18 protein-coding genes are annotated in these 18735 nt (G+C 53.1%); 9 read left to right on the top strand and 9 right to left on the bottom strand.

What is annotated here, in order from left to right:
- Window positions 1-2: 2 nt before the first annotated feature.
- Complete coding sequence (locus tag F3J39_RS11925) at window positions 3-2021, bottom strand: TonB-dependent siderophore receptor (protein WP_233207444.1); 2019 nt, start codon at window positions 2019-2021, stop codon at window positions 3-5.
- A 341-nt stretch (window positions 2022-2362) separates the two neighbouring features.
- Between F3J39_RS11925 and F3J39_RS11920 the strand changes: the two genes are divergently transcribed.
- Window positions 2363-3112 carry a class I SAM-dependent methyltransferase gene (locus F3J39_RS11920; RefSeq protein WP_104085766.1) on the top strand — a complete coding sequence of 250 codons (750 nt, stop codon included), beginning with the start codon at window positions 2363-2365 and terminating at the stop codon, window positions 3110-3112.
- Between the two features lie 250 nt (window positions 3113-3362).
- Here F3J39_RS11920 and F3J39_RS11915 read toward each other — a convergent pair whose 3' ends face one another.
- Window positions 3363-3782, bottom strand: a complete 420-nt coding sequence (locus F3J39_RS11915) for an ASCH domain-containing protein (RefSeq protein WP_071668101.1) — start codon at window positions 3780-3782, stop codon at window positions 3363-3365.
- Between the two features lie 279 nt (window positions 3783-4061).
- Here F3J39_RS11915 and F3J39_RS11910 point away from each other — a divergent pair, with 279 nt between their 5' ends.
- Window positions 4062-4514, top strand: coding sequence for an acyltransferase (locus F3J39_RS11910; RefSeq protein WP_071668100.1), 453 nt, complete (start codon window positions 4062-4064; stop codon window positions 4512-4514).
- A 416-nt stretch (window positions 4515-4930) separates the two neighbouring features.
- On the opposite strand, the gene F3J39_RS11905 is transcribed toward F3J39_RS11910, so the two are convergent.
- A complete protein-coding gene (locus F3J39_RS11905; RefSeq protein ID WP_071668522.1) occupies window positions 4931-5230 on the bottom strand; it encodes an XRE family transcriptional regulator in 300 nt (99 codons plus the stop codon).
- Window positions 5227-5586, bottom strand: coding sequence for a type II toxin-antitoxin system RelE/ParE family toxin (locus tag F3J39_RS11900; RefSeq protein ID WP_104085767.1), 360 nt, complete (start codon window positions 5584-5586; stop codon window positions 5227-5229). Before F3J39_RS11900 ends, F3J39_RS11905 begins: the two co-directional genes overlap by 4 nt.
- Window positions 5587-6204: 618 nt before the next feature.
- On the opposite strand from F3J39_RS11900, the gene F3J39_RS11895 reads away from it, so the two are divergent.
- Window positions 6205-7215, top strand: a complete 1011-nt coding sequence (locus tag F3J39_RS11895; protein WP_104085768.1) for a Gfo/Idh/MocA family oxidoreductase — start codon at window positions 6205-6207, stop codon at window positions 7213-7215.
- 74 nt (window positions 7216-7289) lie between these two features.
- Here F3J39_RS11895 and F3J39_RS11890 read toward each other — a convergent pair whose 3' ends face one another.
- From F3J39_RS11890 to F3J39_RS11875, 4 genes are all read right to left on the bottom strand, one after another.
- Window positions 7290-8321 (bottom strand): Gfo/Idh/MocA family oxidoreductase, encoded by a 1032-nt coding sequence (locus F3J39_RS11890; protein ID WP_166714239.1) that lies wholly within the window; start codon window positions 8319-8321, stop codon window positions 7290-7292.
- Window positions 8322-8333: 12 nt separating this feature from the next.
- Complete coding sequence (locus tag F3J39_RS11885; RefSeq protein WP_104085769.1) at window positions 8334-9521, bottom strand: Gfo/Idh/MocA family oxidoreductase; 1188 nt, start codon at window positions 9519-9521, stop codon at window positions 8334-8336.
- Window positions 9518-10438 (bottom strand): myo-inosose-2 dehydratase, encoded by a 921-nt coding sequence (gene iolE / locus F3J39_RS11880; RefSeq protein ID WP_166714279.1) that lies wholly within the window; start codon window positions 10436-10438, stop codon window positions 9518-9520. Before iolE ends, F3J39_RS11885 begins: the two co-directional genes overlap by 4 nt.
- A gap of 501 nt (window positions 10439-10939) precedes the next feature.
- Entirely contained in the window at window positions 10940-11548 is a 609-nt protein-coding gene (locus F3J39_RS11875) for a cupin domain-containing protein (RefSeq protein WP_166714238.1), read from the bottom strand.
- 43 nt (window positions 11549-11591) lie between these two features.
- On the opposite strand from F3J39_RS11875, the gene F3J39_RS11870 reads away from it, so the two are divergent.
- A complete protein-coding gene (locus F3J39_RS11870; protein WP_104085771.1) occupies window positions 11592-12287 on the top strand; it encodes a B3/4 domain-containing protein in 696 nt (231 codons plus the stop codon).
- A gap of 355 nt (window positions 12288-12642) precedes the next feature.
- On the opposite strand, the gene F3J39_RS11860 is transcribed toward F3J39_RS11870, so the two are convergent.
- Entirely contained in the window at window positions 12643-13542 is a 900-nt protein-coding gene (locus F3J39_RS11860; protein ID WP_035897671.1) for a LysR family transcriptional regulator, read from the bottom strand.
- Between the two features lie 227 nt (window positions 13543-13769).
- Here F3J39_RS11860 and F3J39_RS11855 point away from each other — a divergent pair, with 227 nt between their 5' ends.
- The 5 genes from F3J39_RS11855 (at window position 13770) to F3J39_RS11835 (ending at window position 18588) form a co-directional block, all read left to right on the top strand.
- On the top strand, window positions 13770-14126 hold the full coding sequence (locus tag F3J39_RS11855) for a cyclophilin-like fold protein (protein WP_166714237.1): 357 nt from the start codon (window positions 13770-13772) through the stop codon (window positions 14124-14126).
- A 127-nt stretch (window positions 14127-14253) separates the two neighbouring features.
- Window positions 14254-15468, top strand: coding sequence for an MFS transporter (locus tag F3J39_RS11850; RefSeq protein WP_104085773.1), 1215 nt, complete (start codon window positions 14254-14256; stop codon window positions 15466-15468).
- Window positions 15469-15484: 16 nt separating this feature from the next.
- The gene (locus F3J39_RS11845) at window positions 15485-16531 is read left to right on the top strand and encodes an NAD(P)-dependent alcohol dehydrogenase (RefSeq protein WP_104085774.1); all 1047 of its coding nucleotides are present in this window, start codon (window positions 15485-15487) and stop codon (window positions 16529-16531) included.
- A 16-nt stretch (window positions 16532-16547) separates the two neighbouring features.
- Window positions 16548-17576, top strand: coding sequence for an alpha/beta hydrolase (locus F3J39_RS11840; RefSeq protein ID WP_166714236.1), 1029 nt, complete (start codon window positions 16548-16550; stop codon window positions 17574-17576).
- 25 nt (window positions 17577-17601) lie between these two features.
- Complete coding sequence (locus tag F3J39_RS11835) at window positions 17602-18588, top strand: aldo/keto reductase (protein WP_045325189.1); 987 nt, start codon at window positions 17602-17604, stop codon at window positions 18586-18588.
- Window positions 18589-18735 lie beyond the last annotated feature (147 nt).

The raw sequence follows: 18735 nt of genomic DNA, 5'->3' as shown, positions 1-18735 counted from the left end.
TGTCAGAAGCTGAGTTGCATGGAAACCTCTACCCGGCGCGGTTCACCCACAGAGGCGCTGGCATAACCGGCCCCGCTGTAACCGTTCAGGCCGCCGGGCACGATCTTGGTCCAGTAGTGACGATTCGTCAGATTAGTGACATCAAGACGGAATGTTGTAGCGGTATTAAACAGCCGGGTTTTATAGGCCGCCCCGGCATCCAGCGTGGTGTAGCCGCTTACCTGGCCTCTGTTTTGATTGTCGGTCATGCGCTGTCCCATATAATGAATGCCGCCATGAATATCGGTGCCGCTGAGCACCGGTAAGTCATAGGCCGCGAACAGGCTGGCCGTATAGCGTGGCAAACCCACAATCTGTTTACCCGTTGTTTGACGGCTGGCTGTTTTCACTAAGCGCGGATCAAGCCATGTCATGCCGCCAAAAAGGTGCAGGCGATCGGTTACGTCTCCATCAGCGAGCAGCTCCAGACCGCGGTTGCGCTGCTCACCGTCTATCCCATACTCTCCGCTGGCGTTGGTATAGGCGAACGGACGTTTGATCTGAAACAGTGCGGCAGTCAATAACAGCCGGTTAATAGCCAGTTTACTGCCCGCTTCAATCTGGCGACTGCGATAGGGTGTCAGTATTGTCCCGGCATTATTCGCGGTGGCGGGGGCAGTATCACCCTGCTGCAGGCTGTCGGCATAGGTCACATAAAGCGTCAGCGGATCGACCGGTTTATAGATTACGCTGGCAGACCCGCTAAAGCCGCTATCTGATGAGTGACTGCTTCGGCGGCCCGTTTTAGCATAGCCGGATGAGCTGAGCAGGCTTTCACTGCCCGCTAACAGTGTGCTCCATTGCGGAGAAAACTGCAGGGTATCGCTCAGCAGAAATGCGTGCTGAGTGGCTGTCGCAGAATGATAACGCCGGGTGAAATCGGGATAGTCAGGCTCACTAAATGTCTGTGGGTTATCCAGTGAGGCACTGCCCAGCGTTAAGGTTCCACCCTTACGCGGATTGTAATTTTTCCAGACAAACCCCCGCACGCCAGTGGCTATCTGATGATGGATACGGCCAGTTTCGATTTCACCCTCTAAGTTCGCCATATAACTGTTGATAGTGAAACGACTGGCTGTCGCTGATGAAGTCGTTGTCGTGTAATCGCCACGTTTATTCGTAAACGTATTGGTGACAGCAGTGGACTCGCGATCGGCTATCTGACGCAGCACGCCAGCTTCACCGAGCCAGTTGCCGTCAAAATCATGCTTCAGATGGATGCCGGCGGTCAGCGTATGGTTATCATTTCCCGCAAAGGATTGTCCCAGATGAGCCGTTTTTGGATTGGGAGCTGCGGGCAATGTCAGGCCGTTACCCAGCGCAAATTTCCCCGGCAACCCTTTTTCATAAAAATGGTAATAGCTGAAATTAGTTTCCAGCAGGGTCCGATCGCTCAGGCTGGCATCCAGGGCCAGGCTGAAAAGCTGACGTCGTTTTCTGCTGCCGCTGACGTAGCCACTGCCCCTGTCATCCAGCATATTCAGCCGATAGCGCAGCCGATCGTTGCTATCCACCGGACCACTGAAATCACCGGCTATCTGATGACCCGGGCCACTACCTCCTCCCAGAGTAACGCTTCGCTGCGGTGTATCACTGGCGCGCTTACTGACAAAATTAAATAATCCTGCCGGATTAGCCGGACCATACAGTGACCCGGCGAGGCCATTAAGCACCTCAATATGGTCGAACTGTTCAGCGGCATAGTCCGTGGTTGACACGACATTCAGGCCGTCAATCATGCTGTTCTGGACGACACTTCCCTGCATGCCGCGCGTCTGCGGACGTGCACCCTCTCCCTGAACCGAGGGCAGGTAGCGGTAGAGATCGCTTACGCTCTTAAGCTGCTGACGTTTCATCAGACGGGGAGACACCGTCTGAACCGGCCAGGGAGCGTCACGTATTTCTCTGGCACCCAGGCTGCCCAGGTTAGCTTTCTTATCGGTTGCAGAAGGCGCGTCGTCTGGTAAAGCATTAACGACCATCGCAGGTTGTTCATTTACGGCATATATCGGCATAGCAGCGCAATAACATTGCGCTGGTGAACGTTGTCTTCACCAGGATCAAACGTTTAACAAACATGAAATTTCCAACATCTGTCGAAAGGGCAGGCATCATTACTTAACGCTATATCAGTGAGTATATAACGACTTATATGAGTTAATCGACTTAAATCAAAACCTGCCCGGTAACATTAAATTATATCGAATGTGATTAAACCAGCGGTGCTTTCACAGTGCTAATGATAGCTCCAGGAGTGGATCGCATTGCCTAAATCAATACTCTAAAATGTGCCCTGAACCAAATATCTACGGAGAGGATTCAGGTGAAATATTTTGATGAACTATTAATGGAAGCTATGGAGGCCGATACAGAGGGCTGGGGGTTTGACTGGCTGGACGGGAAAGCGACAGAGGAAAGGTCCTCCTGGGGTTACGCGAGGTTAATCGGAGAACGCTTAAGCCGGGTAACGTCAGCACTGGACATTGATACCGGTGGAGGAGAACTATTAAATGAAGTTCCCGAGTTTCCTGCATATATGGCCGCAACAGAAGCGCGGCCCCCGAACCTGAAAAAAGCCCGGCAGCACCTTTCACCCCGGGGGGTAAATATTGTTGATACTTCCATCACCAAAAAGCTTCCTTTTAGCGAACAATCTTTTGACCTGGTCACATCCAGGCATCCGGTAGCACCGGACTGGCCAGAAATATATCGGGTTCTTAAACCCGGAGGAAGCTATCTGGCACAGCATGTTGGACCTGCATCTGCATTTGAATTAATCGAGTATTTTTTAGGACCACTTCCCAAAGAGAGAATGTACAGAGATCCTGGCAAAGAAAAAGAGGATGCGGAGATGGCGGGTCTGAAGGTCATTGACTTACGCACAGCACGCTGCCGGATGACGTTTTTTGATATCAGTGCCGTTGTCTGGATTTTGCGAAAATGCGTCTGGTGGGTCCCGGGCTTCTCCGTGGAGAAATACTACAAAGAATTGCAGGCGATGGACCAGAAAATGCGCCTGGGTCAGCCATTTGTTGCGTATTCCACCCGACATTTGATCGAAGCAAAACGTTAATGCTGATCGCTTTGCGGTTGACGTCTGCTTTGTGCCAGAAGCAGATCAAATGCTTCAGGGGGTGTTCATGTCAGGCATTTTCTTCATTCTTTTAACTGCCGCAGCATACACCCGATGACTTTTGCGGGTTCGTAGCCAGGATGCTATGTCTGATGTGGCAGAACTTTCCGGTCGCCCTCTTTTTGACGTCCGCCTCTCTCATCGTGGACCTCAACTCTGCGTCAGTCCGCTTTGTGTCAGGAGCGGACAGTTACAAAATCTCTGTAAGTTCAAATTCCTCAAAGACAAGCTCCATTTCTTCAGAATAAGTGCCTTCACGCTCAAAATAACGCTTATGACCTTCATTCCAGTACTCCAGACTTAAATCACCTTCACCTTCCTTACTGGCGAGTTCACTCGTCACTTCATTGAAGCGGATAACCTGCATCCTGAGCGTTCTGATCACGCACATTGGCTGCCCGGTTCCGTTAAGAATGATATTATAACTTCCTACGCAGGGAGCTTCGCCTCGTTCATGTTCATGCTGAAAAGATGCTATCGAAGAGCATGTCGCTGTTTTACTGCCACTCAAAACCAGTTGTACGAGTTCATCAGCAAGTTCCGGGCTGTCGCCAAATTGCCATGCCAGTGCACCGGGATAAATGTTTTTTAATTCTTCGAGCTTTGTCATTTTTAGCCTTTTTTAATTTAATACGCTTAAGGAAGTAACCCATTTTCGTTCAATATGAATTACCTGATTCAAATATTCATCACTGTTGCACTGCTGCGAAATCCCGCTTTTCGCTCATAGCTAACGTCGATCTGTGCGCAAGTCCGCTTCGCGCCAGAAGCGGATATTGCGATCCTCATCGTGCGCGAATGAGTAAAAGCAGGTTAACCTTGTTACCTCGTGACGATAAAAATTGTGCAAGCTTTTAGCCGAACCATTTCAAGTAAGGACACAGTTTAAATGAAGGTTATTGAAAGTGGCATTCGTGACGTAAAACAAGGCGAAAATGTGAGAGTAATCACGCCAGTAAACATCTATGAGTGTGAACTGGGTGATGATGTTTTTGTAGGGCCATTTGTAGAGATACAAAAGGGATGCGTTATAGGCGACAGAACCCGAGTACAGTCACACACTTTTATCTGTGAGAACGTTACCCTGGGTAAGGATTGTTTTATAGGCCATGGCGTAACCTTTGCCAACGACTTGTTTAAGAATGGCGCTCCTGATGCTTCTGCAGAAAGCTGGATACATATCATATTAGGTAACGCGGTAACCGTGGGGAGCGGGGCAACTATCTTAACCACGGACATTTGCAGTGGTGCGGTGATTGGTGCCGGTAGCGTGGTTACAAAGCCTGTGCTGGTAAAAGGCGTGTATGCGGGTAATCCCGCCAGACTTTTGAGAAAGCTCTAATCAGATACTCTGCAAGTTGCCAGCCTGAAATCCTGGCAATCTGAAACCGTTAAAGTCCGCTTTTCGCTCATAGCGGACTATAGGCCAACTACAGGGCTGTTTGCCATCAGATCCAGCCGGAATCCTCTGGCGACGCTTGTGACGTCTGGCGGAGCTTACTGATTCTGCCGGTTAGTGCATCAGGGTTGATGACTTGGCCCTACCGGGGAGCCGGAAGGTACCATCAGGATGTTTATGCTTTTGACCATCAGAGGAAGAAAAGCGGAGGAGGAGCTGTCACACAGCAGCGTTAAGTGAAGAAAGCAGACCGCGAGACAGCGCGTCGCAGAGAGGAAGCGCAAGCGAAGGGAAATAACCGGTACGTCAGTCGCATTTTTTCCGGGTAACACCGTAAACGGCCAGACTTACGGGTGCAGTTAAAGTGTGAAATCGACATGCTCGCCGCCGGGCATATTGACACCGATAGTTAGCTGGCCGCCGAGCGCTTCAACATATCGTTTGAGCGTCGCGATTTTCAGATCCTCGCCGCGCCCTTCGATAGCCGCCACGGAAGGTTGCGCGATCCCCATAGCTTCTGCCTGCTGCTTCTGCGTTTTAGCCAGCGCCTCGCGAAGTTTATACAGCTGAGAATCAAGTCGCATTTCTGCAACTTTATCATTCACCTGAGTCAGTTCCTCGGGTGTCAAATCAGCCATTAGATCATCCAGCGTTTTCATTTTCCACTCCGTTTCAGTTGGTCCAGGTGTCGGTGATACTCGCTTTCAGCCGTTTTAATCATGGTCTTGTAGAAACGCTTTTCATCAGCGCCTTCTTTGTTACCCGCGCAAAGGATGATGGCTTTGCGAAGAGGATCGAATACAAAGAATCCTCTTACAGGCCGGCCGTTGCTCTGTACTCTGAGCTCTTTCATATTGAGGATTTTCGAGCCGTACAGCGTATCGACATGCGGCCGCCCAAGGTGTGGACCTTCCTGCTTCAGAAGGTTCAGCGCGGCAATTATGTCTAACTGCATTGCTCTGTCCTGCTCTTTAAGCCATTCAGCGAACAAACCCGTGGTTTCAACAATCCACACAGGCCCACCTTTATAAATTACAATCTATATAGCATATATATTAGAGTCTATATTTTCAACGCTGTTCTGTATCTGTTTGGGCATGTGATGGTGGGCTTTACTGCTGGCGGGTTCTGTTACAAATTCTGGACAGACCGGAGCCGCCTCGCTACTCGGGCCTTTAGTGTAAACCTGCAGCGTCATTACCGGCCCAGCCCTCAGCGGCTAAATCTTTCTATGGTCTGAACGCGCTGCTGCTGGCCCGCTACAGGGGTTGATCTAAAGTGCGCCATCTGGGCCGGCGAAACCGGAAAATCGGGTGCCTTAGAATTTTGATGCTAATGTCCGCTTAGTGCCAGAAGTTAATATTTACCGCAGAGCAGTAAACACCGCAAACTGCCTGCATAATAATAAGCCATCAGACGCTAATAAAAATGCTCCTGCATATAGAGCATAAAGGTCACTTTGCTGCTGGTATATTCCTCAGGTGTTTCACCACGTTCATCTCAAGAGTCAGTGTTTTCATCAGGGTTCCTGCTGAGGTATTTCCCTCAAAACATGCATTTCTCAGGATAGGCGGGCAGGCTAAGTTGGCAACGTCTTTATCGCTCAACGTAGACCTTCAGACAGGAAATCACCATGACGCAGAAAAAACGCTTTGCCCTGATTGGCTGTGGTTTTATCGGACAGGTACATGCTGCAAATCTTGCGGCTCATCCGGAGGTTGAGCTTGCGATGCTGGCCGACATTGATACGGAGCGGGCCGCCGCACTGGCCGGGCAGATGAAGTGCATGGCGGGCGAAGTCAGCGCCGCCATCAACAGTGACAATATAGATGCCGTGCTGATTGCCAGCGCAACGCCGTCACACGCTGAACTGCTTGAAGCGGCTGCGCGGGCAGGTAAGGCCGTCTATTGTGAAAAGCCGATCGATTTGTCGCTGGCAAGAGCGATCCGCGTTGCTGAAAACGTGCTGCCTCTGAAGACAAAAATCACGATAGGCTTCAATCGCCGTTTTGACAGCAGCCATCAGCAGTTAAAGCGTCAGCTGGAACAGGGAACTGTCGGACGTCCTGAGTTAATTCAGATGGTCTGTCGTGCGTCAGAGCTTCCGCCGCTCAGTTATCTCAGGTCATCCGGCGGCCAGATGCGTGACCAGGCAATCCATTTTTTCGATCTGCTGCGCTGGCTGACAGCCGATGACGTTATTTCAGTAGGTGCGATGGGTGCAGCACTGGCCATGCCGGCCATTAGCGAGTTTGACGATGTGGATACGTCGGTGCTGATTATGCAGATGCAGCAGGGATCATTTGCGCAGCTCGATAATACGCGTCGCACGGGCTACGGTTATGACGAAAGGATCAGCGTTATGGGTGCAAAAGGACTGGCAGAGTCAGGTTCGCAGAGCCCGCCGGGTATGACGCTTTTCCAGGGAAAGGCGATTATCAGGCAGGGACTTTATGCAGACTGGTTCAGTCGTGTGCAGGGCACCTATTATCAGCATCTTGACGCTTTTGTCCGCTATCTGAACGGGGAAGAGGTGACTGATTTACCAGGGCTGCTGGATGGGATCCGGGCGCAGGCGGTCGCAGAAGCCGCGACGAAATCTCTGACAACCGGGATGTTCTGCCCGGTCGATAACGTATTCTGACAACGGTCCGGGGCCAGTCCCGTGAGGATATGGCCCCGTAAGCTAAGGATACTCAGGTCCTTCTTTCACAAATATTAACGCTCTTCGTTGAAAACGATACCCAGCTGCTCCCTTACCGTATCCATCGCGGTCAGAGTCATAAGTACGGCGGACAAAGGGCGGACAGGGGAGTCGTTTAATCCCTGTCCCACGCACCATGCAAAATGTCGGATCTCATGATAGAGCTGCGTGTAGCGGTTGGCGGGTTCCTCCCAGCACAGCGTATGACCGCCCTGGCTCGAGGTCAGTACAAAGCCGCCGGGCGCATAAAACTGTCCCGCCAGAACCAGAGTGGCATCGCGGCCGGCAATCACCGCACTGCCGGGGGTATTACTGAACAGAGTCGTGTTCAGTACCGAATGCATGCCGCTGGCATGTTCGAACAACATAGAAGCCTGTCCGTTAACATTTTCTGTTGCCGGCTGTCCGCTGGACTGAATGCGCACAGGTGCACCTGCCACCATCACGCTCAGCGAAACCAGATAGCTGCCCAGATCCAGCATCGGACCGCCGGCCAGATCGGCATTGAAGATGCGGTGATCCTGCGTAAAAAACTCACCGTGATCGGCAGTCAGGGTATGAAGGTCGCCCAGAATGCCGTCGGTTAAAAGCTGACGCAGCACATCATATTTTGGCGCGAAATCGCACCACATACCCTCCATACACAGCAGGCCTTTTTGACGGGCGCGCGTCTGCAGGGCTTCTGCTTCCCTGACATTCAGCGCCAGGGGTTTCTCTATCAGCACATGTTTGCCTGCATTAAGTGCTTTCATGCCATCCGGATAGTGATGGTTATGTGGGGTGGCGATATAGATGGCGTCCAGATCATTCATTGCCAGCATTTCATCTGCACTGCTGAAGGCCGCCGGAATGGCCCAGCGATCGGCGAATGCCTGTGCTTTAGCTCTGTTTCTTGCTGCTACAGCAACCAGCTGCTGTCCGGTGTGCTCCTTCAGCGCGCGGGCAAAGTGTTCAGCGATCCAGCCAGGGCCAATGATGCCCCAGCGCAATACGGGTATCGACTTTTCAGAGGGCAGTCGCGGAACGGGCAGGGAAGAGGGAAACATAATGATTCCTTTTTAAGTACGGTCCTGGCGGTTGCCTGCTACAGCAACCCACTGACGGGATAGGATAGATTGCTCAATGGCGGTCAGAACCTGCTGATTCTGCAGGCCAAATGCAAAGTTCGGGTAACAGTCGCCGTCGCCGCAGATCCCCTGCACCAGGTCATGAACCTCAATCACTTTGACATCAAAATAGCCGAGCCCGCCGCCGCCAAAATCGAATCCGAAAAAGCCTGAATAGGCCGGGATCTGGCTGCCGGCATAGAGGGTCTTAAAGCCCCTGTCATTTTTGTCATCGCTGAAGCGATAAACCTGCAGCTCATTGAAACGTTCGCCATCCATATAAAGGGTGCCCTCTGTACCTGAGACTTCCCAGAACACCCCAAAAATGCGACCGGCAGCGAGGCGTGAAGCTTCGATCACGCCGCTGGCCCCGCTTTCAAAGCTGACAAGGCACTGAACCTGGTCGTCATTTTCCACCTCACGCCATTCTGCCTGCTCATCGATGCGACTGGCATAACCGGCGTCCACCTGCGGAACCGGGCGCTGCCGCAGCCAGGTCTGGGCGCTGGCCGTTACCTCGCTGATCTCACCCATGAGAAACTGCGCGACGGAAAGGGTATGGGCCCCCAGATCGCCCAGCGAACCGCTGCCGCCCAGCTTTTTAGAGCAGCGCCAGGACCAGGGCAGTTCCGGGTCATTATAAAAACCCTGATCAAAGGTGCCACGAAAGCGGATTGGCGTGCCGATATCGCCGCGCTCAATAATCTGTTTTGCCAGCAGCGCCGCAGGCGTTTTGATATTATTGAAAGCCACCATCGTTTTGACGCCCGCCTGTTCTGCTGCCAGAGTCATCTGCAGCGCCTCTTCCGTGCTGACGGCCAGTGGTTTTTCACAGTAAACGTGCTTACCTGCCGCAATCGCGGCCAGCGCCATCTCATAGTGCAGATGATTGGGGGAGGTGATATCGACCACGTCAACCTGCGGATCGTTAATCAGATCGTGCCAGTCTCCGTAAGCCTTATCAGCCCCAAAGCGCACCGCATTCGCATCGGCTAAAGTCTGGTTTTGATCGGCCAGTGCATAGAGATGAGGGCGCTTTGGCAGGCCGGGATAGATCATTGCCGCACGGCGGTAAGCATCAGCATGCGCCTGCCCCATGAAGCCCGAGCCGATTAAGCCAATGTTGAGTTTGTCTTTCATTGAGCAACTTCCTCTGTTGAGAGGGACTGTGAAAAAGTGCTTTTTACCCAGTGAAACGCCCGGGAAACGGCAGCAAACGGCTCTTCTTTTTGCGGGTCCTGTTCGGCTTCTACTATCAGCCAGCCCTGATAATCTGAGCGCGCAATAAAATCAGTCAGCGGAGAATAATCAATGCATCCCTCGCCCGGCACCGTGAAGAGTCCCGCGCGTACTGCATCATTAAAGCTGAGGTCGTTTTCCCGGACGCGATGTAGCACCTCAGCGCGGACATCCTTCAGGTGGATATGCACGATACGATGACCAAACTTTTCTGTTATCTGAGCCAGGTCAACACCCGCGGCAAAAGCGTGCCCGGAGTCCAGAACCAGTCCGACACTCTCAGCGGTTTTAGTCAGAAACTCTTCCAGTTCATGGTGTTGCTCAACCAGCATCATCAGATGATGATGGTAGGCAAGTTTCAGGCCAAATCTCTCCATCAGAATATCGGCAAACTCGCTGACTTTGCCGGCATATTCATCAGCATCCAGGCTGCACAGGGCCGGAGAAAGAGAAAGAGGCTCGTCCAGCGGATAGCTGCCAGGCATACAGCCGCATTCGCCGTAAACCATAACGTCTGCTCCTGATGCTTTGAGAAGCCCGGCATGTGGTTCCACGGCCGCGATTTCATCAGCAACGCTGCGTTCGGCAAGGAAACCGCTGTACCAGCCCGAAGCGAGCTGAAGCCCCGCTTCATGCAATAGTGGGGCTAATTCGGTGTGGGTTCGGGGAAATTTTCTGCCCAGCTCAATCCCCTGATAACCGGCAGAGGCAGCCTGTGTCAGGCAGGTTTCAAGTGAAATAGTGTCGCCCAGATCGGGCAGAACGTCGTTGGTCCAGCTTAACGGGCTTACACCTAATCGAATACGTGAACTCATCAGGACACACCTCCTTACAGGTCAGTCTGTAAGCACTATAAGGAAGGCGTAAGCAGAACCGATATCGGTTCAATGAGGTAAAACCCTCAACTGAAGAAAATAGTGAATCTCTCTGTTTCAGCGTGTTATTGCCAGGATTAACTTTATAAATAACCCATTCTGCGGGTTAATTTTCAGACTGACAGATCCGGCACATTAAACGCTCCAGAGATGACAGGCGATGCACAAGAATTGTTCGGAAGCTGGCCGCAATAACGGTTAATGGCGCGCGCATGATCCGGAATATGCCTTTCATTGACCCTGCTCCATCAACTCCAGCGTCTGTCCGTCGGGGCTTTGTAGATATATTACTCTGAGTCCAGAAGAACAGGGATTCTTCAATGTTTCTGACTGAAAAACCGACGTGATCCGCTCTTTTAAACATGAAGTTACCTGCTGAGTTTTAGAAAATAAGCACTAAACTATCTGAAATCTCACTTTGGAACTTCACGACAAAAGCGGACATCATCTGGCAGACTGCTTTTCGTGTACAGTCATGATAAAAACCAGGGGATCTTCCTCCCGGTTTTCATAAAAATGAGGAACATCTGTTCTGGCAGTCGCCGAACAACCGGCTCTTAAAAGATATTGATGGTCCTGTACCCCAAGCGTGAGTGAACCCGCCTGAACATAAAAAAGTTCAAGCGTTCCTGCTGTATGGCCGGGGGAGTCAAACCTTTCACCCGGTTGCATTTCCCACATCCAGAGTTCTGTCATATCAGGGCCGCCAGATCCAGCGAGCAATTTTGCACTGCCGCCTTTTTCTCCTTTCCACAATTCCGGTATTTCATCTGATGAAATCAGGCGGACTGCCGGTTTTGAGCTGACATCCACAAAGTCAGCCACTGCAACGCCCATCGCGGCAGCCAGCCGGCATAGCAGGGCGATACTGGGATTCGCTCTGCATCCCTCTATCTCAACCAGCGTTCCCTTGCTCACGCCGGCCCGGCGGGAGAGTTCATCAAGAGACATTTTTTTTTGCTGACGATACACCTTAATCCGCTGAGATACGGCTTCATTAACAGTGTCGGCGATAGCATTAGCGTCGGTCATTAAATTGACTTTTTCGGTCATCGGTCATTATCATGATGTAAATTGGTCATTAAAGGATTATCCCATGTTAAAAGTATCTCCGTCAATTGCTCCCGATATTTATCGCATTGCACCTGGATTTCGGGCATTGAGTATCGTCGGGCAAGCCGCACCGGTGATAAATCCTGGTGCAGGAGAAGCTGCGCTACAGGATGCATGTAAAGCAGTTCTGGCGGGTCAGCCAGAATGGGCGGAATCTCATCTGGCCGCCTGGGGGGAAGTTTTCCAGAAATTTGGCGCTAAGCCCAAACGTACGCCGTGTTCAGCTGATGCCTTGCGTAAGCGCGTATTGCGCGACGGGACAATGCCGGCGCTCGACCCCATTGTTGATCTCTATAATGCTGTCAGTCTTCGTTATGCCGTACCGGTGGGTGGCGAAAATATCTCTGCCTATCAGGGAGCGCCATGCCTGACTGTGGCAAAAGGAACAGAACCTTTTGATACGCTTAAAGAAGGCGGGACAATCATTGAATATCCTTCGCAGGGTGAGGTGATATGGTGTGATGAGGCCGGTGTAACCTGCCGACGCTGGAACTGGCGCCAGGGGATCAGAACTCGCCTGGGTGTCGAAGCACAGCAGATGTGGTTCATCCTTGAGAGTCTTCCCCAGATGCCGCTGGAGATGCTTCACGAAGCCGGGAAGATGCTGACAGACGGCCTGGAAAAAATGATGCCCGGTGTAGAGTTCGAGGCCTCTCTCATCCAAGAAGTACACCAGTAATACCCTTCAGAAGAGGCGGGTATGTTTACCGGCCTGACGGCGTTTTCATTAACTCCGTTTATCGCCCGCGACGTGGATGAAAAGAGGGCAGGCGCCTCCTTTTTCCACGTGTCTGTATCGGTTAACATTTATGATAATCCCGGCACTACCCATTTCACCGTTACGGATAAACTACACGCTCGCCTCTCATGCCGCAGACCAGTCAGAGGCAACGCTCTGCCTGAATGACAAACTTTACGATAAACGTATAAAGCACGCTTTTCGCTCTTAGCAGATGTTCATCGAACTTCGTCCGCTTTTTGCCAGAAGCGGACTTTCACGTCCGTTCTAGAAATATTGGCCCGATAATTCAGCGTTAAATTTTCCGGTTAATACGCAACGCATCCACAACGAGTGAAAACGCTGGGGAAGGCTGTTTACGGCTGGGATAATAAAGATAGTAGCCGGGAAAAGGACGGCACCATTCTTCAAGCACGCGAATCAGTTTTCCTTCCTGCAGATGTGTGCCGAACTCCTCTTCAGGTAAAAAGGCAATGCCCAGTCCGGCAAGAGCTGCGTCAACGACATGTTCCGATGTGTTAAACGTCAGTTGCCCTTCAACCCGAACGTGAAATTTACCGTTTTCCTGCTCAAACTCCCAGGCGTAAATTTTCCCCGATTGAACCATGCGCTCATTAATACAGCAGTGTTGCATCAGATCGCGTGGCGTCTGAGGGGCGGCGCACCGGGCGAAATACTCAGGGGAAGCTACAGCCGCCATGCGCAGTTTCGGGCCAATGGGTACGGCTATCATATCTTTGTCGATAGTGTCTCCGAGCCGCACGCCGGCATCAAAACGATCCGCAACGATATCTCGGAACCCGTGGTTGGCATCAAACTCAATATGAATATCAGGATATTCGCGTAACAGTGGTGTCAGTTTTGGCAGCAGTGTGGTCTTCAGAACATTAGGTCCACATGTAATACGGACGGTCCCGGCAGGTTTATCACGCAGTGCCGTCAGCATGTCCAGCTCGGCTTCAATCTCATCAATACGATGTCCCACAGACTGCAGCAGTCGTTCCCCGGCAGCCGTCACTGACACACTGCGCGTGGTCCTTGTCAGCAGGCGGATTTGCATCCGTTCTTCCAGCCCGGAAATCGCCTGGCTCAGTGCGGGCTGGGTCACGCCGAGCTGGGCGGCAGCGCGTGTAAAGCTGCCCTCACGCGCCACGGTGACGAAAGAGAGTAAGTCGTTGAGATTGCGTCTGGCCATGCTCGTTTCCGGTCCATTTATAAATTTTACTTATAAGGGTATTAAGTATTCATTAGCTAGTTAACCCGCTGCATATTGGTAACAATAATGCGATGAAAAAGTCAACGCTAACCCTTATGCAAAACGCTTACTGCAGAACATCACTGCTGCTCCTTGCCGGCCTGCTTTTCATCACGCAGTCCGCTATGGCGGGTGACAACGACCGGGGAGTGGCGCAGGAGACGCTTATGAAAATTGAGATCATTGTGGAGGGAGAAACCGCCACCGCCACCGCCATCCTCTTTGATACGCCGACAGGCCGGGACTTTGCGTCTTTGCTTCCCCTCAGCCTGACGCTGGAAGACTATGACGATATTGAGCGTATAAGCGACCTGCCGCGCAGGCTTTCCACGGTGCAGGCACCGGACGGCATAACGCCGGAAGCCGGAGATATCACTTACTACGCGCCCTGGGGCAACCTGGCGATTTTTGCCCGGGGCAGGGCTTACGCCCGTTCACTGATCCCGTTAGGGAAAGTGGATTCCGGACTGTCGGTCCTGCAGCGCCACGGACCTCTTGCGGTGCAGATCAGGGTCGCCAACTGACCCGCAGCACCTTCCGTACCGCGATTATCCCTCTTATCCCGTCCCCGTATGCCGTTTCAGCTCTTCCTGCAGCGCTGAAGGCTCCGGGGCACAGACTTCATGTTATCTACTGAAAAGAAATCCCTGAATGAGTAATAAGACAGACGAAAACAGAAAAAAAAACACCGGAAGCGGGAAACAGCCTGCGCACTGGAGTGGTGTCTTTGCCATGACGCTGTGCGTCTTCGCCCTGATCGCCTCCGAATTCATGCCGGTCAGCCTGCTGACACCGATGGCGCAGACCCTTCGTGTCACCGAAGGCATGGCCGGACAGGGCATCGCCATTTCCGGGGCATTTGCAGTGGTAACCAGCCTGTTTATTTCCGTGCTGGCAGGCACGCTTAACCGGAAAACGCTGCTGCTCGGCCTGACCTGCATTATGGCAATTTCCGGTGCTGTTATTGCGCTGGCACCCAATTACCTGACCTATATGGCGGGCAGGGCCCTGATTGGCATTGTGGTCGGCGGGTTCTGGTCGATGTCGGCCGCGACGGCAATGCGTCTGGTCCCGGTGCATCGTGTTCCGCTGGCGCTGGCTATTTTCAACAGCGGCAATGCTCTGGCTACCGTCGTGGCTGCCCCTCTGGGCAGCTGGCTCGGATCGGTTGTTGGCTGGCGGGGCGCCTTCTTCTGCCTGGTGCCGGTCGCCATCATAGCGTTTGTCTGGCAATTACTCAGTCTGCCTTCCATGTCGGTCACCCGTCAGGCGGCTTCCCGCAACGTTTTCACGCTGTTTCGTCGCCGGGTGGTCACGCTGGGCATGCTGGGTGTGGGGATCTTCTTTATGGGGCAATTTACGCTCTTTACCTACATCAGGCCTTTCCTTGAGACGGTGACGCGGGTGGATGACGCAACGGTGACCCTGGTCCTGCTGGTTATTGGTGTTGCGGGTTTCATCGGCACTACGCTGATTGGCCGGGTGTTAAAACGCGGGTTCTACCCGACCCTGATGGCCATCCCGGTACTGATGGCCATCACCGCGCTGGCACTGATTGCCTTCGGCAGTCAGGTAGCCATCGTGACGGCGCTGCTTGGGCTGTGGGGGCTGATTTCCACTGCCGCACCGGTGGGATGGTGGGCATGGGTTCCGCGTACCTTCCCGCAGAATGCCGAAGCGGGCGGCGGACTGATGGTGGCGATGGTGCAGCTGTCCATTGCTCTCGGTTCGACGGTGGGCGGCCTGCTTTTCGACCATCACGGCTACCAGAGCACCTTCCTGGCCAGCGCCGCGATGCTGATTATCGCAACCGTGCTGATCTTTCTGACCTCGCGGTCAGACACTTCTGCCGCAGACCATTCATAAACCCAGGAGTAATGCCATGACAGTTAAAGCTTACGGCGCCCATGCGGGCACACTGCCGCTGGAGCCGATGGATATCACCCGTCGCGCCCCCGGTGCCCATGATGTGCAGATTAATATCGCGTACTGCGGAGTCTGCCATTCGGATATCCACCAGGTACGCGCTGAATGGGCTGGAACGCTCTATCCCTGCGTACCGGGACATGAAATTGTCGGTCGTGTAGTGGCCGTTGGCGATCACGTCTCCGGTTTTTGTGCAGGGGACCTGGTGGGGGTCGGCTGCATTGTCGACAGCTGCCGGCACTGCAGTGACTGTGACGACGGACTGGAGAACTACTGCGACCATATGACAGGGACATACAATTTCCCGACGCCGGATGCGCCAGGCCACACGCTGGGCGGATATTCGCAGCAGATTGTGGTGCATGAGCGCTATGTCCTGCGCGTCACTCACCCGGAAGCGCAACTGGCCGCCGTGGCTCCGCTGCTGTGCGCGGGGATCACAACGTACTCACCACTGCGTCACTGGCAGGCGGGGCCCGGCAAAAAGGTCGGAGTGGTCGGTATCGGTGGACTGGGACATATGGGGATCAAGCTTGCGCACGCCATGGGCGCGCATGTCGTGGCCTTTACCACGTCTGAGTCCAAACGTGACGCCGCCATAGCGCTTGGTGCAGATGAGGTGGTGGTCTCCCGTCATGCCAGCGAAATGGAAGCCCATGCAAAGAGCTTCGATTTTATCCTCAACACCGTTGCTGCGCCGCATAACCTCGACGTGTTCACTGCGCTGCTGAAACGCGATGGCACGATGACCCTGGTGGGTGCGCCGGCCACGCCGCATGACTCGCCAGAAGTGTTCAGCCTTATCATGAAGCGCAGATCGATTGCCGGGTCGATGATTGGCGGCATTCCTGAAACGCAGGAGATGCTCGATTTCTGCGCCCTACACGGCATTGTCGCCGACATTGAGCTTATCCGCGCCGACCAGATTAACGATGCCTATGAGCGCATGCTCAGGGGCGATGTGCATTACCGGTTTGTCATTGATAACGCCACCCTGGCTTAATGATAAGGAGACCATCATGAAAAAATTTACGTTAGCGCTGGGGCTGTTGATCAGTGCATTTGCTTCCTCTGCGGCGGATATGTCCCGTGGGGCCGATAATTTTTATAAAGGCGATAAGGTGACGCAGCAAAAAGTCACCTTTAAAAACCAGTACCAGATGGCCGTGGTCGGCAACCTGTTTATCCCGAAAAAGATGAACCAGAATACCCGACACCCGGCGATCGTCGTTGGTCACCCGATGGGGGCCGTTAAGGAACAGAGTTCGAATCTCTATGCGCAGAAGCTGGCGGAGCAGGGGTTTGTCACGCTGGCTATCGATCTCTCTTTCTGGGGAGAAAGCGAGGGCAAACCGGGGCACCTGATTTCACCGGAAATCTACACAGATGATTTCAGCGCGGCGGTTGATTATCTAAGCACACAGCCGTTTGTCGATCCGGATAGCATCGGTGTATTAGGTATCTGCGGCAGCGGAAGTTTTGTTATCAGTGCCGCCAAGATTGACCCGCGTATGAAAGCCATTGCCACGGTCAGCATGTATGACATGGGGAGTGCGTTCCGTAATGGCCTCAACCATTCCCAGACGCCGGAACAACGTAAGGCCTTTATCCGGTCAGCCACAGAGCAGCGTTTAGCAGAGTTTCAGGGAGGCGAGACGGCCTACATTCCCGGTACCGTGAATACACTGGACGCTTCAACGCCTGATATTCAGCGCGAGTTCTTTGATTTCTACCGCACCGAACGCGGCGGCTACACCCCACAGGGTCAGAAAGAAGAACTGACGACGAAACCGATGCTGAGCAGTATTGGCAAGTTTATGAACTTCTATCCGTTCAACGATATTGAAACCATCTCTCCGCGCCCGATGCTGTTTATTACCGGCGATCAGGCACACTCAAAAGAGTTCAGCGAGGACGCTTTCAAACGCGCCGGTCAGCCTAAAGAACTGTACATCGTACCGGGCGCAGGGCATGTCGATCTGTATGACCGTACCGACGTAATCCCTTTTGGCAAGCTGACAGACTTTTTCCGTAAGAATCTGCAATAACACGTTCAGTTAAGGAGCATTTGACATGAACTACAAACATCTGGGGCGTACCGGTCTGAGGGTGAGCCGCATCGGTCTCGGTACCATGAATTTCGGTGAGCTGACGGATGAGTCGGCCAGCTTCAGGATCATGGATGAAGCCGTGGATGCAGGTATCAACTTTTTCGATACCGCTGATGTCTATGGCGGGCCGCAGTCGCCGGATATGGCAAAGGGTTACGGAACATCCGAAGAAATCATCGGTAACTGGCTGGCGCGTAGTGGTCAGCGTGACCGGATAGTGCTGGCCACGAAAGTTTACCAGCCGATGGACACGGGGCCGAACGACAAATACCTGTCTGCCTACCATATCCGCCGGGCCTGTGAGGCCAGCCTGAAAAGGCTGAAAACGGACCATATCGATCTCTATCAGATGCACCATATCGACCGGAACACGCCCTGGGAGGAGATCTGGCAGGCCATGGAACAGCTGATCCGTGAGGGTAAAATCAGCTACGTTGGCAGCAGTAACTTTGCTGGCTGGGATATTGCCACTGCACAGTGCAAGGCCGACGCGCGCAACCTGCTGGGGCTGGCATCGGAACAGAGCCTGTACAATCTGACTCAGCGCACGATTGAGCTGGAAATCATTCCGGCGCTGCGTCATTACGGCATTGGCCTGATCCCCTGGAGCCCGGTCGGGATGGGGATGCTGGGCGGTGTTCTGAAGAAAATTGCCGGTGGCCGCCGGGCATCACCGCAGTTGCAGGCACAAATCAACCGCCTGCGGCCACAACTGGAGGCCTGGGAAACACTGTGTGATGAGCTGGGAGAAACACCATCAGACGTCGCGCTGGCTTGGCTACTGCAGAACTCGGTGGTTAGCGCCGTGCTCAGTGGTCCGCGTACAGTTGAACAGCTCCGTCAGAATCTCAATGCCCTGACGCTGTCTCTTTCAGACGATACGCTCAAAAGGCTGGATACCATCTGGCCGGGGCCAGGCGGAGAGGCACCTGAAGCTTACGCGTGGTAAAAGGTTATCAGTGTTAACAATTACCGGCCTTCGGGTCGGTAATTACATTATTTCGGCGAAATTTATTTATTACCTGAAGATGTTGTACTTTTCATCAATTCTTGGATGTCCGCTTTTCGCTCCTGGCGGACGTTCATCGAACTTCGT

Source organism: Pantoea sp. Acro-807, assembly GCF_011752675.1.
In the GTDB taxonomy this organism is placed as follows: domain Bacteria; phylum Pseudomonadota; class Gammaproteobacteria; order Enterobacterales; family Enterobacteriaceae; genus Pantoea; species Pantoea eucrina.
The sequence above is the reverse complement of the archived record's forward strand: the minus strand, read 5'-3'. Positions and strand labels throughout refer to the sequence as shown.